The sequence below is a fragment of the Bartonella sp. MR30HLJHH genome (genome assembly GCF_042194195.1).
In the GTDB taxonomy this organism is placed as follows: Bacteria; Pseudomonadota; Alphaproteobacteria; order Rhizobiales; family Rhizobiaceae; genus Bartonella; species Bartonella grahamii.
Window position 1 is genome coordinate 35,881 of the sequence record NZ_JBHIMO010000011.1, and the last position, 25,099, is coordinate 60,979.

General features: G+C 37.1%; 17 protein-coding genes and 1 tRNA gene. 6 read left to right on the top strand and 12 right to left on the bottom strand.

Annotated elements, in window-relative coordinates:
- Window positions 1-136: 136 nt before the first annotated feature.
- Complete coding sequence (gene dnaE, locus ACFIKR_RS06880; RefSeq protein WP_375635929.1) at window positions 137-3,604, bottom strand: DNA polymerase III subunit alpha; 3,468 nt, start codon at window positions 3,602-3,604, stop codon at window positions 137-139.
- 401 nt (window positions 3,605-4,005) lie between these two features.
- On the opposite strand from dnaE, the gene recG reads away from it, so the two are divergent.
- Window positions 4,006-6,114 (top strand): ATP-dependent DNA helicase RecG, encoded by a 2,109-nt coding sequence (gene recG / locus ACFIKR_RS06885; protein ID WP_375659337.1) that lies wholly within the window; start codon window positions 4,006-4,008, stop codon window positions 6,112-6,114.
- Between the two features lie 393 nt (window positions 6,115-6,507).
- On the opposite strand, the gene glmS is transcribed toward recG, so the two are convergent.
- The 5 genes from glmS to ACFIKR_RS06910 form a co-directional block, all read right to left on the bottom strand.
- Window positions 6,508-8,331, bottom strand: coding sequence for a glutamine--fructose-6-phosphate transaminase (isomerizing) (gene glmS / locus ACFIKR_RS06890; RefSeq protein WP_375659338.1), 1,824 nt, complete (start codon window positions 8,329-8,331; stop codon window positions 6,508-6,510).
- Between the two features lie 172 nt (window positions 8,332-8,503).
- Window positions 8,504-9,850: a bifunctional UDP-N-acetylglucosamine diphosphorylase/glucosamine-1-phosphate N-acetyltransferase GlmU gene (gene glmU / locus ACFIKR_RS06895; RefSeq protein ID WP_375659348.1), complete on the bottom strand. Its 1,347-nt coding sequence runs from the start codon at window positions 9,848-9,850 to the stop codon at window positions 8,504-8,506.
- 17 nt (window positions 9,851-9,867) lie between these two features.
- A complete protein-coding gene (locus tag ACFIKR_RS06900) occupies window positions 9,868-10,653 on the bottom strand; it encodes a cytochrome c biogenesis CcdA family protein (RefSeq protein ID WP_273788202.1) in 786 nt (261 codons plus the stop codon).
- 46 nt (window positions 10,654-10,699) lie between these two features.
- Window positions 10,700-11,689 carry a carboxypeptidase regulatory-like domain-containing protein gene (locus ACFIKR_RS06905; protein WP_375659349.1) on the bottom strand — a complete coding sequence of 330 codons (990 nt, stop codon included), beginning with the start codon at window positions 11,687-11,689 and terminating at the stop codon, window positions 10,700-10,702.
- A gap of 39 nt (window positions 11,690-11,728) precedes the next feature.
- On the bottom strand, window positions 11,729-12,052 hold the full coding sequence (locus tag ACFIKR_RS06910) for an iron-sulfur cluster assembly accessory protein (protein ID WP_015856510.1): 324 nt from the start codon (window positions 12,050-12,052) through the stop codon (window positions 11,729-11,731).
- Window positions 12,053-12,160: 108 nt separating this feature from the next.
- Here ACFIKR_RS06910 and ACFIKR_RS06915 point away from each other — a divergent pair, with 108 nt between their 5' ends.
- The 3 genes from ACFIKR_RS06915 to ACFIKR_RS06925 all read left to right on the top strand — a co-directional run bounded on the left by ACFIKR_RS06915 (window position 12,161) and on the right by ACFIKR_RS06925 (window position 17,819).
- Window positions 12,161-13,363, top strand: coding sequence for a deoxyguanosinetriphosphate triphosphohydrolase (locus ACFIKR_RS06915; protein WP_375659339.1), 1,203 nt, complete (start codon window positions 12,161-12,163; stop codon window positions 13,361-13,363).
- 30 nt (window positions 13,364-13,393) lie between these two features.
- Window positions 13,394-15,151, top strand: a complete 1,758-nt coding sequence (gene argS, locus ACFIKR_RS06920; RefSeq protein WP_375659340.1) for an arginine--tRNA ligase — start codon at window positions 13,394-13,396, stop codon at window positions 15,149-15,151.
- 151 nt (window positions 15,152-15,302) lie between these two features.
- Complete coding sequence (locus ACFIKR_RS06925; RefSeq protein ID WP_375659341.1) at window positions 15,303-17,819, top strand: SPOR domain-containing protein; 2,517 nt, start codon at window positions 15,303-15,305, stop codon at window positions 17,817-17,819.
- 188 nt (window positions 17,820-18,007) lie between these two features.
- Here the strand turns inward: ACFIKR_RS06925 and ACFIKR_RS06930 are convergent, their stop codons facing one another.
- Window positions 18,008-18,283, bottom strand: a complete 276-nt coding sequence (locus ACFIKR_RS06930; protein ID WP_375659342.1) for a hypothetical protein — start codon at window positions 18,281-18,283, stop codon at window positions 18,008-18,010.
- 305 nt (window positions 18,284-18,588) lie between these two features.
- Here ACFIKR_RS06930 and ACFIKR_RS06935 point away from each other — a divergent pair, with 305 nt between their 5' ends.
- Window positions 18,589-19,695, top strand: a complete 1,107-nt coding sequence (locus ACFIKR_RS06935) for a branched-chain amino acid aminotransferase (RefSeq protein ID WP_375659343.1) — start codon at window positions 18,589-18,591, stop codon at window positions 19,693-19,695.
- A 104-nt stretch (window positions 19,696-19,799) separates the two neighbouring features.
- Here ACFIKR_RS06935 and glpX read toward each other — a convergent pair whose 3' ends face one another.
- Together glpX and ACFIKR_RS06945 are read right to left on the bottom strand one after the other, a co-directional pair.
- On the bottom strand, window positions 19,800-20,786 hold the full coding sequence (gene glpX, locus ACFIKR_RS06940) for a class II fructose-bisphosphatase (RefSeq protein ID WP_375659344.1): 987 nt from the start codon (window positions 20,784-20,786) through the stop codon (window positions 19,800-19,802).
- 143 nt (window positions 20,787-20,929) lie between these two features.
- On the bottom strand, window positions 20,930-22,246 hold the full coding sequence (locus ACFIKR_RS06945) for a homoserine dehydrogenase (protein WP_375659345.1): 1,317 nt from the start codon (window positions 22,244-22,246) through the stop codon (window positions 20,930-20,932).
- Window positions 22,247-23,496: 1,250 nt separating this feature from the next.
- On the opposite strand from ACFIKR_RS06945, the gene ACFIKR_RS06950 reads away from it, so the two are divergent.
- Window positions 23,497-23,571: transfer RNA gene (locus ACFIKR_RS06950), tRNA-Glu, on the top strand.
- Window positions 23,572-23,659: 88 nt separating this feature from the next.
- Here the strand turns inward: ACFIKR_RS06950 and ACFIKR_RS06955 are convergent.
- The 3 genes from ACFIKR_RS06955 to ACFIKR_RS06965 all read right to left on the bottom strand — a co-directional run.
- The gene (locus ACFIKR_RS06955; protein ID WP_375656225.1) at window positions 23,660-24,034 is read right to left on the bottom strand and encodes a helix-turn-helix domain-containing protein; all 375 of its coding nucleotides are present in this window, start codon (window positions 24,032-24,034) and stop codon (window positions 23,660-23,662) included.
- A gap of 64 nt (window positions 24,035-24,098) precedes the next feature.
- Window positions 24,099-24,884 (bottom strand): DNA adenine methylase, encoded by a 786-nt coding sequence (locus tag ACFIKR_RS06960; RefSeq protein ID WP_375645185.1) that lies wholly within the window; start codon window positions 24,882-24,884, stop codon window positions 24,099-24,101.
- Between the two features lie 24 nt (window positions 24,885-24,908).
- Window positions 24,909-25,099 (bottom strand): hypothetical protein (locus ACFIKR_RS06965; protein WP_375659346.1); only part of this gene is annotated, 191 nt, incomplete at its 5' end.

Below are 25,099 nucleotides of genomic sequence, written 5' to 3' on the forward strand. Positions count from 1 at the left end.
CTAAAAAAACATCATAATTCACTCAAATAAAAGCAATATTTTCCGAAACCTACAATCCGATTTTAAATGCTCAATTTTTAGCTCTCTTAAAAGCAAAAACACCACTCAAAATCAGCTCCCATCTTTAATCTTTCTGTTAACTCAATTCTACATCAACAACACCCTGAATTAATTTCATAGCATTTGCGACATGTGAATTTACCTTATATCGCTTAGGAAGCGCAATTTCGACTTCTCGCAATCCATCCTCTTGAATTAAAATAAGCCCAACCTCTCCATTCCCCCCAAGATTTAAATTTTGTTCAATTTGTGGAAGCATATCAACTGTTTTTATAAAAAGACGCATCATTTTATGCTGTTTTAATGATTCCTGTTCCAACGACTGAATTGTTTCAATTCGCAAACTAACTCCTTCAGAACGATTTTCTGCGCTCACCGTAATAATAAAAGATTTTCCGGGTTCTAGCATCTCTTCATAATCCGAGAGTGCCTCAGAAAAGAGAACAGCTTCATATTGTCCACTTGTATCAGAAAAATGAATAATTCCCATTTTTTTACCAGATTTTGTTTTGCGCACGTTTTTTGCCACAACAGTTCCAGCAAGCCGTGCAGCCGTTGCTCCTCCTTTAACGGCATTGGCAAAATTAACCCAAGTCTGAATGCGTTTTTTGTCTAGAATAGCTTGATACTCCTCCAATGGATGCGCAGAAAAGTAAAAACCTATAGCTTGAAATTCTCGATAAAGTTTCTCAGCCAGCAACCAAGGGGTTGTTTGCGATAAGATCAATGGTTCTTTTAATCCGCCTGCCATTCCAAATATATCAACCTGCCCGCTAGAATTGTCATCGAGAATACGAAGTGCACGCGCATGAAGGGTTCCAAGATTGGCTAATAAAACCTCACGTGCAATGTTAAAACAATCAAAAGCACCAGCACAAACTAAACTTTCCATCGCACGCTTGTTAACAATACGAGGATCAACACGCGCACAAAAATCTTCCAGATCCTTAAAAATCTTATCCCCTCGACAAGTAACAATATGATCCACAACAGTTTCTCCCACTCCTTTAATGGCAGCAAGAGAATAATAAATACAGTTATCACCAACCTCAAAAACACGATGAGATGTTTGTATAGAAGGTGCAATAACTTCAATACCCAGCCTTAATGCTTCACGCCGAAAATCATTAAGTTTATCTGTATTCGTCATATCATACGTCATTGAAGCTGCTAAAAACTCAACGGGATAATTTGCTTTCATATAAGCTGTTTGGTAAGAAACAATTGCATAAGCAGCAGCGTGCGATTTATTAAAACCATAATCGGCAAATTTTGCTAAAAGATCAAAGATAATATCAGCTTGATCTTTATCAACACCACCTGCAACAGCTCCATTGACAAAACGCGTACGCTGTTTTTGCATTTCAGCATGAATTTTTTTCCCCATAGCACGACGTAATAAATCGGCTTCTCCAAGCGAATAGCCAGCAAGCACCTGAGCAATCTGCATCACCTGTTCTTGATAGACAATAACACCTTGTGTTTCTTTGATCAGATGATCTATTTTAGGATGAATAGAAGCAATTTCCTCTTCCCCATGTTTGCGTGCATTATAGGTTGGAATATTCTCCATTGGACCTGGACGATAAAGTGCGACCAGCGCAATAATATCTTCAATACGGTCTGGCTTCATTCCAATCAACGCCTTGCGCATACCAGAACTTTCCACCTGAAACACGCCAACCGTTTCACCACGTGCCATCATAGCGTAGGTTGCTTCATCATTCAGAGGGATATTTGATAAATCTATTTTAATCCCCTTTCTGGCAACAAAATCGACTGCCATTTTCAAAACAGTAAGCGTTTTTAATCCAAGAAAATCAAATTTTACCAGCCCTGCCTGTTCAACATATTTCATGTTAAATTGTGTAACAGGCATATCAGAACGAGGATCACGATACATCGGGACAAGCTCCCAAAGCGGACGATCTCCGATAACAATCCCAGCAGCATGAGTCGAAGCATGACGATAAAGTCCCTCCAACTGGAGTGCGATATCTAATGCGCGTCCAACAACGGGATCTTTTTTCTTTTCCTCTTCAAATTTAGGTTCATCCTTAATAGCATCAGCCAATTCTACCTGACTTCCTGGTGTGGCAGGAATTAATTTTGTAAGATAATCCACCTGACGATAAGGAACTTCTAAAACACGCCCCACATCACGCAAAACTGCACGTGCCTGTAACTTACCAAAGGTAATAATTTGAGCAACTTGATCACGTCCATATTTTTTTTGAACATATTGAATAACTTCTTCGCGCCGCTCTTGACAAAAGTCGATATCAAAATCTGGCATCGAAACACGATCTGGATTGAGAAAACGTTCAAAGAGAAGAGAAAACCGCAATGGATCAACATCAGTAATCGTCAATGCATAAGCAACAAGTGAACCAGCACCAGAACCCCGCCCTGGTCCAACGGGAATATCATGAACCTTTGCCCATTTTATGAAATCTGAAACGATAAGAAAATATCCAGAAAATTGCATACGCGTAATAACTGAAATTTCATAATCAAGCCGCTGCTCATAATCTGCAATCGTATACCCTTCAGCTAATCCAATTGTTTCAAGCCGCATCTTCAAACCAGCTTTAGCCTGATTTAACAACTCACTATCTTCTACTTCTAAAGTATTTTCTGAATTAGCAGATTGTTCTATAAAACGAGGCAATATCGGTTTTCGAAGAGGCGTGGCAATATGACAACGCAATGCAATTTCAACACTATTTTCTAAAGCTTCTGGAAGATCAGAAAACAGTGTAACCATTTCATCTTGTGACTTCAAATAATGATCTGGCGTCACACGTTTACGATCTGGATTAGAGACTATTTGTCCTTCTGAAACAGCCATCAGCGCATCATGCGCTTCATACCCTTCTCTCTTCAGAAAAAAGGCTTCATTTGTTGCAACAAGAGGAATTTCATGCGCATAAGCCAATTCAATAAGATCAGCTTCTACTCTCCGATCATAAGAGCCATGCCGTTGTAATTCCACATAAAGACGATCAGCAAAAGATTTTTTCAAATAAATTAAGCGTTCAACAGCATGTTCTTTTTTCTCTTCTGCTAAAGAAAGATTAATAGGCCCTCCCTTGCCTCCCGTTAAAACAATTATTCCTTCACTGTGTGCCGACAACCAATGAGCTTTAATATAAGGAGGATCAGTATCACATTTATCAAGATAAGCACGGCTCACAAGACGAACCAAATGAGCATAACCGGTTTCACTAGCAGCCAACAGAACAATAGAGCAAAAATCAGAAGGATTACGCCATTTAGCCAAACGTGAATGATCATTTTCATCACAAAAATCAACAGTAAGCTGACAACCAATAATAGGTTGTACCCCATGAGAAAGACAATGCTGTGAAAATTCCAAAGCACCAAATAAATTATTGGTATCGGTAATAGCAACCGCTGGTGCATGATCTGAAATCGTCTGTTGAATAATTTGGGGGATTTTTAAAGCCCCTTCGAGCAAGGAATAAGCTGAATGCACTCTCAAATGAATAAAGCGAGGAAGAGAATTTTTGTTCTCTTGCATTTTATTTTTATTTTTTACCACTCTCACAATTTCCCACTACAAAATAAATGCCAAACAGCACCCCTTATAAAAGAAAAAAACTTCTGTTTATCATAACTTTAAAGCTATAAATTCATCATCCTACATAGGAGCAATATCCCAATTTTATTAATATTTATAAGAGAATTATATCAAGAAAATGCTTCTATTCACAGCAAATAAACAGCTAAAATAAAAAGAAAAATAATATAGCTCATCTAAGCACTTTAATTTTAGCTCCCTTTTATTGTATTTATCTTTAAATATTAATTTTCTTCCTAAAATTCAATGTGTAAGTAAAGCGACCTCCTCTTTATAACTTTATCCCCAAAAAGCTCTTCTAAAGGTCTAGAAAAAACAAAAAGAGCAGGTTAAATTTGCTCATGCCTCCAAGTCTTCTTACCCCTCTTTTTAATTCTATTCGAACTCTTTCTGGTATTACACCTAAAGTCTATGGTTTACTGAGCAAACTCTTAAATGTTAATCCTACACAACGCGAAGCAACTCTTATTGATCTTCTTCAATTAATGCCTCATTCCGTCATAGACCGCAGAATGCGTCCCAACATTGCTTGTGTAACAGAAGGAGACACTGTTACACTCGAAATTATCATCGATCAACATCAACCACCGCCCCGTGGTCACAACAAAATCCCCTATCGTGTTATTGCCCATGATCAAACAGGAAAAATAAATTTAGTCTTTTTTCACGCTCAGCCTCTTTGGCTAAAAAAACAACTCCCTGAAGGAAAAAAAGTCACTGTATCAGGAAAAGTTGAATGGTTTAATGGACAATTTTCAATGGCGCATCCCGACTATATTGCTCCAAGCGAACAATCAAATCAGATTCCTCTCATCGAACCTGTCTATCCCTCTACTGCAGGACTAACTGCAAAGACACTAAGACGCGCCATACAAAACGCTCTTGATTTTATTCCTCTCCTCCCAGAATGGATCGATGAAAATGTGAAAAAACAGCAAAATTTTTCTTCTTTTTCTGTTGCTTTACGCCGTATCCATGCGCCCATTAATACCAACGATCTATCCTTAGAAAGTACAGCACGCAAACGTCTTGCCTATGATGAATTGCTCGCTTGTCAATTGGCGCTAGGACTCGTGCGTTTGAAAACCAAATCTCTTGTTGGCACTTCTCGACCATCAACAGGAATTTATACTAAAAAATTGCTTAATGTCCTCCCCTTTCAACTCACAACCGGACAAAAAAAAGCAGTAGAAGATATCGCGAATGATCTTGCTTCGCCAGAACCGATGCTAAGACTGCTTCAAGGTGATGTAGGCGCAGGAAAAACTGTTGTTGCATTGATGGCAATGGCACAAATTGCTGAAAATTCAGGACAATCAGCTTTAATGGCACCAACCGAAGTGCTTGCCAGGCAACATTTTTCCACCATTGCTCCTCTTGCCGAAAAAGTCGGATTACAAACAACTCTTTTAACAGGACGAGAAAAAGGGAAATTGCGGACAAATATCTTGAATGATATTCAATCAGGTCAAGTTTCTATTATCATCGGAACCCATGCTCTCATACAAAACAGCATTACTTATAACAATCTTGCCTTAACCATTATCGATGAACAACACCGTTTTGGTGTCCATCAACGTATCGCTCTTACAGAAAAAGGCAATAAACCTGATATGCTGGTTATGACCGCCACGCCCATTCCGCGCACACTTGTCTTAACAGCTTTTGGTGATATGGATGTATCTAAAATTACAGAAAAACCAATGGGACGACAACCCATTACAACAGCAATGCTTTCTTTGAAACGTCTTCATGAGCTTATAGAGCGAATCGCAATTGCCTTAGAAAAAGGAGAAAAGCTCTATTGGATTTGTCCTTTAGTGGAGGAATCGACAGCTCTTGATCTCACTTCAATTGAAAACCGCTTTGCATTTCTCCATGAACGCTTTGGTGCACACGTTGGTATGATCCATGGAAAAATGTCTACAGCAGAAAAAGAAGCCGCTATGGCATCTTTTAAATGTGGAAATACACGTATTTTAGTTGCAACCACCGTCATTGAAGTGGGAGTAGATATTCCAGATGCTTCGATCATTATCATCGAACACGCGGAACATTTTGGCCTTTCACAATTGCACCAATTACGTGGACGTGTAGGACGAGGCAATAAAAAATCTTCCTGCATTTTGCTCTATAAAGACCCACTGACTAAAACAGCAGCAACACGCCTTAATATTATCCGCAATACAGAAGATGGTTTTGAAATCGCTGAAGAAGATTGGCGCCTGCGAGGCGAAGGAGAGCTTTTAGGTACCAAACAATCCGGAGTCCCTGAATTTCATATAGCAAACCTTGCAGTTCATAGCGATCTTTTGTCAATGGCAAGAAAAGATGCTCGTTTATTTTTACAACGCGATCCTCATCTTTCTTCTCAGCAAGGACAAGCTTTACAGTTGCTGCTTTATCTTTTCGGACACGATGATGCTACACGCCTCTTGCGAGCAGGATAACAAAGCCCCTCTAATAAAAAATTAAAATACCTCTCTGTTCAAATACGATTTTCTCTCTTAGAATAAACCATAAATGATCTATACAATCCCTTACCATCTTTATGCTTCATGAAAGAGTGACAAACCAACAACAGCATCTTTTCTTTCAATCTAAATTATTCTTGCATTAAAACAGTAGAAGAAATATTGCGCCTTTTTCTATCATTATATTCACATAGCTGATCCATTTTTTGACAGGTCAGAAAATATTTTTTATTTTATCGTAAAGAATTTAGAAAGAAAAATCCCGTCTCCGATATTCTCGTTCAACAGAGAAAAGTGGAAAAAATAAGCTATCATTATAAATCAATTTCTTACACTTGATTATTCTCCCAAAGATTCAGAAATATACTTTTATTCAACTGTGACTGATTTTGCTAAATTACGGGGTTGATCGACATCTGTTCCTAATAAAACAGCCGTATGATAAGCGATTAACTGAACAGGGAGTGCATAAATAATAGGAGAAATGAATTCTGGAACATCTGGCAAAGTGATCGTTGATAAAGTCTTAAGACAAGCTACTTCTGCTCCTTTTTTATCGGTTATTAAAATAATACGACCATTACGTGCTACCACTTCTTGCATATTAGAAAAAGTTTTTTCAAACCACCGATCATAAGGTGCAACAACAATAACAGGTATTGTCTCATCCACCAAAGCAATTGGTCCATGCTTCAACTCACCCGCCGCATAACCTTCAGCATGAATATAAGAAAGCTCTTTCAGTTTAAGGGCTCCCTCCAAAGCAATCGGATAAGAAGTCCCACGTCCCAGATAAAGAACACTTTTTGCATTCACTAAATCACGACAAATACATTCAATTTTGCTCTCTAATTTTAAGACCCCATTTAAAATACGTGGAACTTCTGCCAATTGTTGTACCAATTGCTGTTCCATTTGAGCTGAGAGATAGCCACGTTGTTTAGCAGCACTAAGTGCTAGTGATGCAAGCGTTGCTAATTGACAGGTAAAAGCTTTTGTTGACGCAACACCAATTTCCGGTCCGGCAAGTGTTGGGAAAATAAAATCAGCCTCCCTTGCCATTGTTGATTGCTCTACATTCACAATTGTTGCTGTTTTTACACCCCGCTCATGACAATAACGCAAAGAAGCCAATGTATCAGCTGTCTCACCAGATTGAGAAACAAACAGCGACAACACATCAGACGTTATAGGAGGTTCACGATAACGAAACTCCGAAGCAACATCATTATCAACACTTAAAGCGGCAAATTTCTCAAACCAATAGCGTGCAACTAAGGTTGAATAATAAGCCGTTCCACAACTCGCAAAAAGGAGACGACGAACATTTTTCCAATCAATCAAATTCTCAAATGATCGAACAGCATAATTTCCAAGATCAAGATAATGCGCCAAATTATGAGAAATCACTTCAGGTTGTTCAAACATTTCCTTGTGCATAAAATGACGATGATTACCCTTAGAAATCAATAAAGCCTCTTCAAGTAATGTTGTCACAGGACGTTTTACCGGTTGATTATATACATCATAAATTGTGACGCCTTCCCGTGTGAGAACAGCCCAATCCCCATCTTCCATATAGCTAATATGATCAACGAATGGTGCCAAAGCAATCGCATCTGACCCTACAAAAAATTCATCTTTTCCATAACCAATTGCCAGAGGTGGACCAGAACGAGCCGCAATCATAAGGTTATCTTCACCTTCGAAAATAAGAACAATAGCAAAAGCCCCCTGCAGCCTTTTCCAACTGATACGTACAGCTTCTTGCGGACAAAAACCTTCTTTTAATGCACGCGTTATTAAATGTGCAATAACTTCCGTATCCGTCTCTGTTTCAAAGATATAACCATCTTCTATGAGTTCCTTTTGCAATTCTACAAAATTTTCAATAATACCATTATGAACAATCGCAAGCCTTTCAGTCACATGGGGATGCGCATTGCGTTCAACAGCAATTCCATGCGTAGCCCACCGGGTATGACCAATTCCTAAACTTCCCTCAAGAGGTGTTTTTTTTAATTTTTCTTCTAAATGAACAAGCTTCCCCTCAGCACGTACACGATAAAGATGCTCATTATGGACTGTTGCCACCCCAGATGAATCATACCCTCTATATTCAAGACGTTTTAACCCCTCAACCAAAGAGGACGTAACACACCTCTTTCCAATAATTCCAATAATTCCACACATTAAAAAGCTCCAACCCACATCTTAAGATTTAAATCTTATAAAATAATCCAACAGCCTTTATTTAAAACTATAAATAATAAAATAATTCAAACATGGAGTACGGCAATTTTTAAGAATAAACATTCTATCCATCGTTAGATTAACACGAAACAAAGGAATAGACTGAAAATAATCATTTTTTCTGTTTGTTTTCTAACAAGCGCTCTCGAAATTTTGTCGCATAGCCCTCTTTTATAACCTGTCGTGCACGCCCAAAGGCCATACTGTTCATAGGAATATTTTCAGTAATGACACTTCCTGAAGCAACATAAGAGCCATCCCCTATTACCAATGGGGAAACAAGTGCCGTATTAGACCCAACAAAAGCATGATCACCAATTATGGTTTTATATTTGTTAAATCCATCATAATTACAAGTAATCGTACCAGCTCCAATATTGGTATGTGCACCAATTTCGGCATCACCAATATAACTTAAATGATTGATTTTAGAAGATTCTCCTACCTTAGCTTGTTTGACTTCACAAAAATTTCCAATCTTTACGGACTTCGCCAACTCTGTTCCAGGACGCAAACGTGCATAGGGACCAATCTGTGCATCCTTACCAACCACAGCACCCTCGAGATAACTAAATGCATGAATAACAGCACCAGATTGTACTTTCACGCTTAATCCAAAATAAACATTTGGTTCTATCACCACCCCTGGTTCAATTTCTGTATCATAAGAAAAATAGAGTGTCTCTGGTTTTAAGAGTGTAACACCCGATAACATTAAATCGCGCGCTTTACGTTTTTGCCACAAAGAATCAGCCTCAGAAAGCTCAAGACTGTTATTAATTCCTACAATATCTTCAAAAGGAACTTCAACAACACGCACATCTAATCCTTCGCGTGTTGCAAGAGCAGCAATATCTGTTAAATAATATTCTTTTTTCACATTGTTATTACCAACCTTCTCTAAAAGAGAAAGTGCATGTTTTCCACGCATAGCGAGTATTCCACCGTTACAAAAAGAAATCTTTTTTTCTTCATCGCTAGCGTCTTTTTCTTCTACAATTGCGATCAATTGACCATTTTTCTCGAGAAGACGCCCATAACCTGTTGGATTTTGGGTATGAAAACCTGCAAAAACAACATCTGCTCCATCAGCAAGCTGTGCACGCATTTGATGCAATGAATCTTGCTGAATGAGAGGCGTATCCCCAAAAACGATGAGAACATCATCCACTTCCTTTTGCAAAGCTAAACGAGCAGATAAAACAGCATGAGCTGTTCCTAAACGCGCTTTTTGCTCAAAAATCATCGCATCTTTTACAAATGACTGAACAACGTGCGTAACCTCCTTAGCACCAAATCCCACAACGACTGCTAATTGTGAAGGGCCTGCCAATTCTATTTGTTTTAGAACATGGCATATAAGAGGCAATCCAGCCATTTTATGAAGTACCTTAGGCAGAGACGATTTCATGCGTGTCCCTTCACCTGCAGCAAGAACAATAGAAAGACAACTTCTAATCATAAAAACACATAAGACTAACGAGAAAATCCAAAAAAATTCATAATATCGTGCCAACGAATATCTTCAATATAACTCAACGAAGGATAATGTTCTAAAAGCCAAAATGAAAGATCCTGCATAGAGCCTGTTAAAAACAAAATCCCTGTAAGAATAAGAAAAACACCAATAATTTTTTCAACTTTTCCTAAATGAATACGAAAAGCTCCTAAAAATCGCATAAAACTGCTCGAAAATAAAGCTGCCAACATAAAAGGAATAGCAAGACCTAATGCATAAACCGCTAACAGAACAGCTCCCTCTCCCACAGTTTCTTTTGTTCCAGCAAGCGTTATAATAGGGCCTAAAATGGGGCCAATACATGGTGTCCAACCAAAAGCAAAAGCTAAACCAATAATATACGCGCCTAAAGGACCAGCAGGTGTTTTTTTGGTCTGAAAACGCGCTTCACGAAATAAAAAAGCGATCTTAAAAATCCCCAAAAAATTTAAACCAAAAATAATAATGACAATTCCAGCAGCAAGGGCAAACCAGTCACGATAATAACCGATGAATTTCCCAATTGTGCTAGCACTGGCACCTAAAGCAACAAAAACAGTCGTAAACCCGAGAACAAAAGCAATAACAGAAGACAATAAAGCCCACCGTATAAAGACTTTCTCATCACGATTTTCTGAACGAAAATCATCAATACCAACACCTGCCATATAGCACAAATAAGGAGGAACTAATGGCAAAACACAGGGCGACAAAAAAGAAAGTGCCCCAGCAAAAAACACACCAACTGTTGAAATTTCAATCAAAACTCATACCCCGTCTCTCATTATAGTTTACCCCCATGAACAATGATCAATCCACATCTTCATCAATTCGTTGCATATTTTGCTCATTCGCCACCACACTTATATCTTCATCATGACCAGAAACGACTGAAAAAACTTTTTGATAGATTTTATCTTTATTTTTAGCAATTGCAATATACTCTCCCTCCGCTAACACGAGTGAAACATAAGCACCAACTGTTTCATAAACGATATCACCAGAATCATTAGCAAGAGACCAACTTGTATCTGCAAGCGCTTCCCCTCCTTCTTGTCGTACCAGCTTTAAGACAATCTGAGCAGCCTGATGTTCAAGGGTAACTTCTGTCATTTTACCAGCATCCACTTGAATATCGGAACGAGCCGTCGCATTAATAGAACCATAATGGGAAGCAACATGGTAGCGTCCAGCTTTTAAACGTATAACTGATTGGGGTTTAACATTTGATAAAATCACCCCCGTATCATCATTTTCTTTTTCATCCTCATAAATGGTAAAACGTAATTCCTTTTCATTCATTACACCATTGAGTAGTGTTGCATTTAAAATGACACCACCAGCCTCAAGATTAAAGTTTTTTACAAGACTCTGTCCATTTTTTAAACGAATATGGCGCACAGCACTCATATGACCAAATGAGACATGAACAAGATAACTTCCTGGTTCGAGATCAAAACGTGCACTCCCTCCCTTATGGATTGCCACTAATGGTAATTTATTATCAATCCCTAAAATAGGGGCATAAACCCGCCAGACAAGCCCTTTTTCAATATCCGGATGACTATTTGTTAATCGAGCATTCAAAATGAGTTGTGTTTGAGATGCTACATTTTCTTTTTCCTGCTCTTGAGACTTTACAATAAAACTCCTTGACTGTCCCTGCTGCTGATCTTTCCCTTCTCCTTCTTCAGAAAAAGCACAGTGGCTCCAGATTAATAAAGCAAGCACCACGCACAACCATACACATCGGTGCACTATTTTTATAAGAATACCCATTTTCACATTGTTGACCAACATGATATTTTTTTCAAGAAACAATATCACAAAGCCATCATTTTAAATTGAAAAACTCACACCACAACCACATGATGAAACAGCATTGGGATTGTGGATTTGAAAAGACTGCCCCATAAGATCATCAACAAAATCAATCTCAGCTCCTTCCATGAAAGGAAGTGATAGCAAATCAATAAACACAACTGCCCCATCTTTTTTGAGAACGAGGTCATCTTTACACATTTCAGAAACCAAGTCATATTTATAAGAAAAACCAGAACATCCACCACCTTCAACAGAAATACGCAATGCTATTTTATCGGGTTCACGCAAAAGTATCTGTGCAATTTTTTTGGCAGCAACATCTGAAATTTTCACATTCATTTTATATATCCTTGCATTAAACCATCAAGAAAGAGTATCCCATACTCAAAGAGCAGTTTATTTGTCATAAACCACTCTCAATTTTAAGATGATAATGGGCAACTTGCAATGGATATAGGCAATATCAACTTTAATTACCAATCTCGAGCAGTGTACAGTGCTCATCCGCAAACAAGCCGTGGTAGATTATTCCATGAAACGATGAGCACCACACGCTCACCTTTTCAACGAGATAGAGATCGTATTATCCATTCTAATGCATTTCGACGTCTTAAACATAAAACGCAAGTGTTTATTGCTGACGAAAGCGATCATTATCGTACTCGCCTAACCCATTCTATAGAGGTCTCTCAAATTGCAAGAACATTAGCCCGTGCCCTTTGTCTTGATGAAGACCTTGCCGAAGCCATTGCCCTTGTTCACGACTTTGGACACACGCCCTTTGGCCATGCTGGAGAAGATGCACTTAATGAAGCCATGGTACATTATGGCGGCTTTGATCATAATGCACAAGCATTACGCATTGTCACAAAACTAGAACAGCGCTATGCAAATTTTGATGGACTTAACCTTACATGGGAAACCCTCGAAGGACTTGTAAAGCATAATGGTCCCCTTTTAGGTCCTCACGCGAAGAATAAGGAGGTTCCTATCGATATTTTACAATACAATGCAGAGCAAGACCTTGCACTCGATTGTTTTGCAGGACTAGAAGCGCAATGTGCTGCTATTGCAGATGATATCGCATACAATGCGCATGATATTGATGATGGTCTACGTTCACAATTTTTAACACTCGATCAATTTGAACATGTTTCACTAACAGCAGCAATATTAAAAGATATAACAGATGAGCATCCCCACCTCGACCAAGCGCGTCGCGGTTACACACTTGTACGAAGACAAATAACAACCATGGTTGAAGATGTTATCAAACAATCACAAGAAAATTTAGCACGCATCAAACCAACAAGCATAAACGATATTCACCAAGCAAAACAAACTATTGTCACCTTTTCACCAACAATGACCGTTTATGAAAAAGAGCTAAAAAAATTTTTATTTAAAAATCTTTACTACCATGAACAAGTTCTTAGTCGTCGCAATGCAGCAAAATGCATTGTACAAAAATTATTCAATTGTTATTATGAAAATCCAAATACAATGCCTGAAAGTTGGCAGAGCAAAACAGTGCACTTAAAAAATCAAGAGTTAGCACGTTTGATTGCTGACTTTCTTTCAGGCATGACAGATCACTACGCTCTACGTGAATATCACCGTTTATTTGACCATACAGATAATTTCGTCTAATGGCTTTTGGCATCATCATGGAAGCTAAATATGAATATCTTTAAAAACTTCGAAAAAAAAATTAAGAGATCAATTGAATTATCTGATATAAAAGGAAAAAATGGAGAAGATCTAGATTTATCAAAAATCACTGTTGATCCTCCGCGTGATTCCTCCCATGGTCATTTATCAACCAATGCTGCTATGGTGCTTGCAAAATCTATTGGAATCAATCCACGTGCACTTGCAGATAAAATCATAGAACTTCTTAAAAATGATTCCTCTATCGAAAATATAGATGTTGCCGGTCCTGGTTTTATAAACATAAAGCTTACAAAATTATTTTGGCAAGATGCTATAAAATCCATGCTTGAATCAGGCACTTCTTATGGTCGTATCCCAATGGGACAAGGAAAACGCGTCAATGTTGAATATGTCTCAGCAAATCCGACAGGACCAATGCACGTAGGACACTGCCGCGGAGCGGTTGTTGGAGATGTTCTCTCCAATTTGCTGCAATTTACGGGCTATAACATTACGAAAGAATATTATATCAATGATGCTGGTCAACAAATCGAAGTCCTCGCCCACTCTGTACTATTGCGCTATCGTGAGGCTCTTGGGCGAGAAATTAATGAAATTCCAGAAGGGCTCTATCCTGGAGAATACTTGATACCATTGGGACAATCACTTGCTCAAGAGTTTGGTGACCAACTCCTCACGATGGATAAAGATGAAGCCTTATCTCTTGTGAAAGAACGTGCAATTCATGCAATGATGACTATGATTCGCGAAGATTTGGCTGCTCTTAATATTTATCATGATATCTTTTTCTCTGAGCGAATGCTTTATGCAGATAATGCACGCGCCATTCGTAACACCATCAACGACCTCACTTTAAATGGTTATATCTACAAAGGAAAACTCCCCCCTCCCAAGGGACAAAATACAGAAGATTGGGAACCAAGTGAACAAACTTTGTTCCGTTCAACAAATGTTGGTGATGATCAAGACCGTGTTTTAGTCAAATCTGATGGTTCTTACACTTATTTTGCTGCTGATGTTGCCTATTTTCGGGATAAATTTAATCGTCATTTTGATGAAATGATTTATATTCTAGGCGCAGACCATGCTGGCTATGTAAAGAGGCTAGAGGCAATGGCAAAAGCAATTTCTGGGGATAAAGCTAAATTAAGCGTCTTCTTATGTCAATTGGTAAAACTTTTTCGCAACGGTCATCCTGTACGCATGTCAAAAAGAGCAGGATCTTTTGTCACTCTACGGGATGTTGTCGAAGAGGTTGGGCGTGATTCTGTGCGTTTTATGATGCTATACCGTAAGTGTGAAGCACCTCTTGATTTTGATTTTGCAAAAGTAACAGAACAATCAAAAGATAACCCCATCTTTTACGTACAATATGCAAGTGCTCGTTGTCACTCAGTCTTTCGTCAAGCACAAGAAGCGCTTCATATTAAAAACTTTTCAAATGATACATTAATCGCCCATCTTCATCGATTAACAGATGACCATGAAATATTGTTAATACGCAAACTTTCTGAATATCCACGTATCATTGAACAGGCCGTCGTTCACAAGGAACCGCATCGATTAGCGTTTTATCTTTATGACCTTGCTTCCAGCTTTCACACCCATTGGAATAAAGGGAGTGAAAATCTTAATTTACGCTTTATTCAACCTGATGATAAAGAGTTATCCTTTGCAAGATTGGGGTTGATACAAGCTGTTATTAATATTTTATCATCAGGACTTACCATCATAGGAGTCGAAGCACCAATAGAAATGCGTTGAAAAAGTTCTATAAATACATACAATAGATACTCTATTGATAAACTTTTTCATGTATCCTTGCATGAGAGGGGGAAAATTTATAATTTTAATATAACAAATCAAAATCAACCATTGATTGCACGCAGATGCAAATCACCATGTGAGAAAAGCTATGAGCGATAACGATCGCAAAAATCTACACGAAACAAAACACAATCATGAACACCATGATCCTTTGGAAAGGCTCACGCGCATTTTTAATCCGCACAAACAAAGCGGAAACCAAAATGAGCAATCTTCTTTACAGACAGATCGATCAAGATCTCACCCCGAAACATCATCCCATGATGATGATTTTGATTTGTCCTTTCTAGAAGAGGAACTTGAAAATAATTTAGCACATGACTTACCGTTTGATGATCAAAAAAAACAATGGGACTTGCATGCAACCAGCAACGCAACAGCCTCAGATATTGCACAAGTTGCTTCTTTCAACCATTCAAAACAAAATAATTTATCTGAAGAGAAATATTCTTCACCTAGCAGTCATGATGAAGAACAAATTTTAGATGAGCTTTCTCCATTACCAATCCCAAAGAATCAATCTCCTCAACAGAAAACAACAGTAACCAGTGCTGATCCTTTTCTTGAAAAAAGTAATCTTATTTCACAATCAGAATCAGAAAATTTCTTTTTTGATAAATCTGAAAGGCGCGAAAATAAGAAAGAGATTCCAGAATCTGTTGAACGAACCAATCGTTTTTCACAAACAAATTCAGAACAGCCTGAGACTACGAATATACAACAAACTTATGATGACAATCAAAACCTCTATGACACTCCCATAAACCATCCCTATAAAATTTCAGCTGATCAAGAAAATTGGATCAAAAAAGATTATCCTGATGTCTCCTCTTCTACAGAGGAAAGTGAGTTTTTCTCATCTTCTAACCTTGTGTCAGAAAGACAAAACACTGCAAAAAACCAAACAAAAAGTACCCTCTCCTCACCTTTGGATTCTTCACCAGTTGATAGACAATCTTATTTAAAGGGAGCTTCACAAGAAGATCATAAAACCAATTATCCGCATTTTTTTGAAGAAAACCCCTCACAACAAGAAACTTATAGCGAAAAAGTTTCAATATATAATGAGGCTCAACCCCAATACATCAATAACACCGAAGGTGCCTCTAACCCAAATAGAGAAATTTCATATAATGAAAATAATTCAGATGAGTTTCTTTCCTCATCAGCCTCTTTGAATACAAAACAAACGGATGGCTTTTTTGCCCATAACTGCACGCACAGAGACACTCCCCCTCCCAATGTTGATACTTATAAATTTTCAGAAGAAATCGTAGAAAAAACTGGCCCTATTATGGTTCCAGAAGTCCCGTATGAAGCACCAGAATATGATGTGCCAGCTAGTAGTGGTTTAGAAGAAGAATTTGCTGATGTACTTAATGTAGGAAATGTCCCAACGGATAATTTTTCTCAAAAACAACAGAAAAATGAGGTTTTTAGTGAAGTTTTTCATCAGTCTATGCAAAATTCAAAAGAAAGTGTTTATATAAACTCTAAAGAACAAAATTCCGACTATTTTTCTTCTGCCAATATGGAATATAATTTTTCCCCTTTTAGCGAGAATTCATCATACACAAGCTCAAATGAAGTTCCCACGCATCCACCAGCTCCTCCTCCCTTAAAAAGTTTTATTTTTGGTAAAACTTTTATTAAAGGTATTTTTATACTTATTTTAATAGGAATTGGGTTTGCTGGTTATTCGCACTTTTTTATGCCATCACAAAAAAATGAAGAAACGATCATTATCCACGCTGATAATACGCCTTTTAAATTCAAACCAGAAACAACTGAGACGAAAAATGATGTTGCACATAATTTAGATATCTATAAACAAACAACTGAACAAAATGAGAAACAAGAAAATACACAACAATTTCTTATTGATAACTCTGAACAACCTGAAAATTTAAAAGAATTAAACCCTGAAGAATCTTCAAACGTTTCATCTTCTTCTTTAAAAGAATCTGATGTCGAAGATGCAGTCACAGAAGCCATAAACCATACTATTCCCACGCAAGAAGTACAAACTGTTATTGTAAATCAAGATGGTACAGTTACACTAGCTCCCGTACATCAAACAAAGAGCAAAACTGCTGCTCAATCTGAAGAAAACATTGATCAAACTCCTAATGAACTTCAAGATTCGTCCCTTGTTTCGTCGCATGATTCGGATATAAACAATCAAGAAATAGACCTTGATCTCAAAAATAATATTGATAAAATAATCGCAGAAAATACTTCTAGCTCAAATATTGAAGAAAAATTTATCCCTATTCCTTCTCATGCAGAAAGAAATACACAAGTTGAAACACCCGCCGCATCTCGCCCCACATCACCAAACAGAGTCGCAGCACAAAATTCAGAAAGTTATTACGTACAACTTGCATCTCAGCCAACGCATGAGCTAGCTAGAAGTTCTTTAAAAAATATGAAATCTAAATTTGGATTCCTTATCGGTGCCCGTTCTTTAAATATTCAACCCGCTTTTATACCAGGAAAAGGTACTTATTACCGTGTTCGGATTCAAACACAAGACCGTAATGAAGCCATAAATCTTTGTGAATCCATTAAAAGTTCTGGAGGAAGTTGCTTCATCACACGCTAAACCAATAATGCAACGGTTGTTAAAACCGTTGCATTATTTATTTCCATACCATTTAATTACTTATCAAAAACTTCAGAAATTAAAATCGTCTAATCTTTTTTATGTCTCTTTTTATGTCTTTGTTCTGACTTTATTCTTTAATCTACATCGATTTGCGTCCTATCTAAAAGATTATATTTATGAAAAAATCACTCCGTACCCTTATAAGTGTAAGGTACAGAAGGAAGCGAATTTAAATCTTTTTTGGGCGTTGTTACGCTTTGGCTTGTTTCTGGAGTATTATAACGCGAACTATGTTCAGGAGATTTTGCAAAAAAAGATCCTAAAAAACCAAAAACAAACCAGATAATAACGACCGCAAGAAGAATAGCAAAAATACCCTTAGCAATTGAAACACGTTGTTCACTATCTCTTCTTTCTGCTGCCATACGTTCTTCATATGTGTGATAATTTTTATCAATCATAGTAGATTCCTTTTCTCAATTCCCTTACCTTTTAATTTCTAGACAATATGCATATATGAAATTATTCAGATACCTATTTTGAGAAAACGATAATTATAGAAAAAAGTTCCAGCTTACTTTATAAAGTTGAGAAAAAGAGGCGAGAATAGAATTAAAATATCTATAATAGCCTTTGAATTCTATAATAAACCTCTTTGTGTTTTATAATAAAACATTGACACAAAGGTTTTGTTAATAATAGAGTTGTGATCAAAATATCTCATTATTTTTATTAATAAAAATGAAACATACTCAAAAGGTTTTTTATGAAATCTCCTATATCGTCGCTTCCCTTTAAAATAGAAAAACACCCATCTCCTCTGTCAGAAGAAAAATGTGAAGAAATTTTAAAAAATCCCGGTTTTGGTCAATTTTTTACAGACCACATGTGTACTATTCAATGGACTGAAGACAAAGGCTGGCATAATGCCATCATTTCTCAATATAAAGCTTTAGAAATTAACCCTGCAAGTACCGTTTTACATTACGGACAGGAAATTTTTGAGGGTTTAAAAGCATATCGAGCAAAAGATGGGCGCATCTTGCTCTTCCGTCCTGATGCCAATGCACAACGCTTTATAGAATCAGCGAGGCGTTTAGCTATGCCAGAATTGCCAAAAGATATTTTTCTGGATGCCGTTCATCAATTAGTAAAAATTGATCAAAAATGGGTTTCTGATCATCCCAACGCTAGCCTCTATATCCGTCCATTTATGTTTGGCAATGAAAACTTTTTGGGAGTCCGCCCTTCTCAAGAATATCTTTTTTGTATCATAGCCTCTCCAGTTGAATCCTATTTCAAAGGAGAAGAAAAATCTGTCAGTGTATGGATTGAAACAGATTATAGCCGCGCTGGTCCAGGGGGCACAGGCGCTGCAAAATGTGGCGGAAACTATGCAGCAAGCTTACTGGCACAAAAGTGTGCAACGCAAAATAATTGTAGCCAAGTACTCTTCCTTGATATGGTTGAGCATAAATGGATTGAAGAACTTGGTGGTATGAATGTCTGCTTTATTATGGCAGATAGTACACTTGTAACCCCTGCGCTTAACGGCACTATTCTTCCAGGGATAACTCGTGATTCAATCTTAAGATTAGCTCAACAAATGGGATTAAAAATAGAAGAGCGTCCTTATTCTTTTGCAGCACTTCAAGAAGATGCAAAGAGTGGACACCTTAAAGAAGTCTTTGCTTGTGGTACAGCTGCCGTTGTCACATCAATTGGTCGTTTTAAATATAAAGGGGGAGAATTTATTATTGGAAATGAAACAGTTGGAGAAGTTACAAAGCAGCTTCGTACACAATTGGTTGGCCTTCAAAAAGGGAACATAGAAGATAAAAATGGCTGGGTTCATTCTGTCCAGCTCTCATAATAATAAGATATTCTCATATCTATAAATGCTTCCATGAAAATAGATTCATGGAAGCGTATTTCCTAAAAAACTCCCTCTATTTTTAATGACGAAAAAAGAAAACATTAATCAAATTTTGAATGATCTCTATGCTGCGCTTTAATATTACGGACTGTACCCGTATGGGAGCGCATTACGAGAGTTTCCGTTTGAATGTAACGAGATGTAAATTTAACACCAGAAAGCATATTGCCATCTGTCACCCCTGTTGCTGCAAACAAAACATCACCCTTTGCCATTTCTTCCATTGTATAAGCTTTATTGGGATCACTAATCCCCATTTTAGCTGCACGAGCAATTTTCTCTTCTGTATCTAGCAGCAAACGACCTTGCATCTGTCCTCCAATGCAGCGCAAAGCAGCAGAAGCTAAAACACCTTCAGGTGCTCCCCCAATCCCCATATAGATATCAATACCTGTTTCTTCTGGATCAGTTGTATCAATAACAGCAGCAACATCTCCATCCCCAATCAAGCGAATCGATGCCCCTGTCGCTCGTACTTCATTAATTAATTTTTCATGACGAGGCCTATCCATAATACAAACAACAATCTGATTAACAGCCACTCCTTTAGCCTTCGCAAGAGCATGGATATTATCGGTAGGACAAGCATCTATATCTACTACTCCCTTTGGATAACCAGGACCAATAGCAATTTTTTTCATATAAACATCAGGAGCGTAAAGGAGATTACCTTTTTCAGCAATTGCAACTACTGCCAAAGAATTGGCAATATTTTTAGCACAAAGTGTTGTTCCCTCTAGTGGATCAAGTGCAATATCGATCGCCAATCCACTTTGAAGACCTACTTTTTCTCCAATATAAAGCATAGGCGCTTCATCCCGCTCACCTTCACCAATCACCACTGTACCATCAATAGGCAATCGATTAAGTTCCTGCCGCATTGCATCTACAGCAGCCTGATCCGCAGCTTTTTCATCGCCACGCCCGCGCCAGCGTGCAGCAGCAACAGCAGCACGTTCAGTAACACGTACCAATTCAAGCGTCAAAATACGATCAAGTCCATTTAAAACCTTCTGAGTTGTGGGCATATGAAAAAATCCTACCGAATGAATACCAGAAAAAATATGATTCCTTATTAAATACTAAGAATAAAGTTTTTGGCAAAGATGAAAATTTTCCACAAGAGATAAGAGAACTCAAGCTTGCCTTTTTGTCATTATCAAGAAAGTTATCAATTCTCTGCCATAGGCTCAATACGAATAAATTGAGATTTTGCAACAAGATGTCCATCTTTTTCAATTTCTGCAAGTGCCTGTCGTACATTCACCTCTGTTGTTTCATGCGTAATTAAAATAATTGTTTTTTCAATTTGATCTTCTACAAAAGATCTTTGAACAATCGACTCCAATGAGATGTGATTATCAGCCATATGCCTTGCAACCGCAGCAAAAACACCAGTACGATCATGAACATTTAAACGAATAAAATAACCCCCTGCATGCTGCGAAATACGTGCTTTTTTATGAGGAGCAAGTTCTAATGCTGGACGTCTTAAAACAGGTGCATACTGAAAACCAGAACGCGCTTTTGCTATATCAGCTAAATCACCAATAACGGCTGATGCTGTTGCCATTCCTCCGGCGCCAGGACCAGAAAACAGTAATTCACCTAATAAATCACTTTGAATAGAAAGAGCATTGGTTACGCCATTTATCTGTGCAATCATTGAAGATGTTGGTACCATTGTCGGATGAACGCGTTGCTCTATTCCAGAATCCGTTTTTAATGCAACCCCTAAAAGCTTAATCCGATACCCTAATTCATCAGCTGCTCGAATATCAATTTGCGAAATATTATGAATTCCTTCAACATAAACATCATCTAATGAAACAGCTGTTCCAAATGCCAAGCTTGTCAACAAAGCTAATTTATGAGCAGTATCATTTCCCTCAATATCAAAACTTGGATCTGCTTCAGCATACCCAAGTCTCTGTGCATCTGCTAAACAATCTTTAAATGAAAGACCTTCCGTAAACATGCGTGTTAATATATAATTACAGGTTCCATTGAGAATACCATAAATTCGCGATATGTGATTACTGACAAGTGATTCTCTCATCGCTTTGATGACAGGAATTCCCCCTGCAACAGCTGCTTCAAAATGAAGAAAAACACCCTTTTTTTCTGCAATTATAGCCAGCTCTACTCCATGTCGAGCAAGAAGGGCTTTATTGGCTGTTACAACATGATGTCCCGCCTCAAGCGCTCTCTTAACAGCGGTGTACACCACATCCAATTCACCACCAATTAACTCTACAAAAACATCAATCTCATCAGAAGCAGCCAACTCCACAGGTGAATCAAACCATTTTATATCACTGAGATCAATTCCACGATTACGGTTTTTATCGCGCGCACTAACAGCAACGACTTTGATGAATCGCCCACATTGACAAGCTAAACTATTCGCTTTTTCACATAGAGCTCGAACAACTGAAGTACCAACCGTACCAAGTCCCGCAACACCAACTTTTAAAGCTTCTGCCATTATTAACCACTGATCCCTATTTTCACCAAAAAATCGTTTAAATGATGTGCCAATCAACACAAAGAGTACTTACATCCATAAGAACAAAAGAAATACTCCGCTCTATTCACTTCATGTTCTCCAATAGAATTATCCCCGCTTGTTCAATCAACATTCCTAAAAATATAATATTTATTGTCTTCAAAGATTTCAGAATCTTTATAAAATATCTAATTAAGAATGAAAATCTGTAAAACTGATAAATGCAAGTTGCCATAAAGAAAAGTTTTAAAAAATAATCAATAACAAGTTAAAGAATATTAAGGACTTAGTAAGAAAGAATAAAAACATCTCTTCTAAATTAACAAATACGGAACAAAAAACATTCTTTCATATGATAAATTAAGAGAATGGATAAAACAAAGTAGATCAGTAAATAATAACACATTTCTTCCTACCATTCCATAGTTTGAACTATAAATCTTTAATGCAAAAATCTTAATGCACTTATATATCAAAATAGAACCTTACATTAAAGTAAAAACAAGAATTAATATGGCACACCATAATTCTGAAATATTATAAATATGGAGAATAAATTCGCAAAACTCAAATATTTTACCTAAACTTACTGCCACCCCTTTGAAAAACTAGCGAATTGAAATGACAAAAACCTCAATCTACCCTTTACCCATGCTAATTTGTTTTCAAATAAATAACCTTATCAACATGTGAGGGAACAAATGAAGGGGTTTTAATTTTAAATTCCTCATAATCATATAAAAGTAAAGATAAGAAAAATATTTTTAATATATTCTGTTAAAACTGCTTTAATATTTTCATTTTTATCATACAGAATCTATTTATATTTTTAAAACTGAAACTAATCTATGGATTATGCCTAAAAAACTTTTTTATGATTTGTATTATTTGTTTATTTGGTAATAAATATTGTCTTTTTACTTCATAAATTATACAGTTTTTTGCTTTATGATAAGTTCAAATGAGAAATCTTCTGTATAAAGGCTCTTTCAAGCAAGTTAAATAATATTCTCATGTGCAAGCAAAGATAACAAACGATAAAATATGCAAAAAATACACACATTTAAAATAATGTTTTGATCATTTTTGCCTACTACTCAAACTGAAAAGAAACAATCCAAACAGGAATTGCTCAAAAATTATTCAATAAAACACACTTTTTTCAAAAAAAATGACACAGAGGGCTTGCGAAGTAAAAAGATCCTCTCTATAAGCCTCATCAATGGTTTGCGCCCATCGTCTAGCGGTTAGGACATCGCCCTTTCACGGCGGAAACAGGGGTTCGATTCCCCTTGGGCGTACCATGTTTCTTTTTACTGTACACAATCTATTGATTTTCCATATATTTTTTAAAGTACGGGATACGTGGATAAAAGTTAGGGAATAGGATTTTTAACATTTCTCTATAAAGCACGCTTCGCACAATGTTTCTAATGTTTCTTTGAAGTCTGCTAACGCTTCTTGATGTAAGCCATCTAAAAGCCTCATAAACGCAACAACAGTTTCACGTTGCAACGGAGTAGAAGGTTTTATTATGATGCTTTTTCGACACGAATAGGCTTCTTTTTTTAAGAGAGAAGCCATAGCTTTATCTAAACCATAAAGCTCTATGATCTTTTCTTCCAATCCTACAGGAACAGATTTTTTTCCAATCTCTACAGAAGATAAAAATGCTACAGATATGTCTAATTTCTTAGCCATATCTAAGAGGCGTTCTGAATGATCAACCCGAAGTTTCCGTAAAATTTTACCAAAAGATGTAACCATATAAAAAGTCCTATTAGAGAAGAAATATTTCTTCTGATTCTAACAAATCTTTTTATGATTTTCTTCAATTATTGCGAATCAAGAGTTCTTTTCGGGGTGGTTTTTTAGCAAAACCAGAGGTCCAAAGAGTTTCTAATTCTAAAAAGTCAAAATCCTTAAAGATCTCTCTAACCTCATCACAATCATTCAGACTCAAAACAAATTTGCCTTGAATGCTTTTGAGAACTTTTGCCATACTCACAAAATCATCTTCAACAAAATTCCCAGAGCTGTAACATTTCTTCTTCACAAGATAAGGCGGGTCTAAATAAAATAAACTGTCGGGTGCATCAAAAAGTTCGACAACTCGCTCCCACGATAAATTTAAGATTGTTGTATCAAGAAGCTTCTGTCTAACACGCCGCATCCTTGATAACAGCTTATCGGGATTAAATGCTATAGGCTTTTTCCTTCCAAAGCTAAAAGAGACATAATCTTTTTTCCCATACATCACACAACGTTGGAGAAACAAAAAACGTGCGGCTCTTTCAACTTTGGAAAGGCTTTCTGGGGCAATAGATGCAAGTTCAAAAAACAACTGTCTTGAACAAACAAACCATTCTAGTCGTTTGGCTAAATCATCAAAGTCATTTTGAACACATTGAAACAGGTTCGTAATCTCTCCATTCAGATCATTAATAACGGAATATTTTGCTGGTCTTTTATTTAGGAAAATAACACCAGAACCTAAAAACGGTTCAACATAGGTTTCATGGTCAATATTATTTAAAATCGGTATAATTTTCTTACGCAGATAGTGTTTACCACCCATCCACGCAAACAATGTTTGTGTAAATTCTTGTTTCATCATATTTTTAAAGGAGAGATTTGATATCTAACTTTTTGTTATCCACTTTTTGAGGTGTGAGAAGCTATTCTCTACGGCGTCCACGAAACGGGAAAAATCTATTACAAACATAAAGAGGATGAAGGCAATCAATTTCATGATGCGTGACATCATCTTTAAGCCTTGATAGGTCTCTATCATCTCGTGAAGAAGCTGTTGTTCTTTTTCTGTAAGACCTT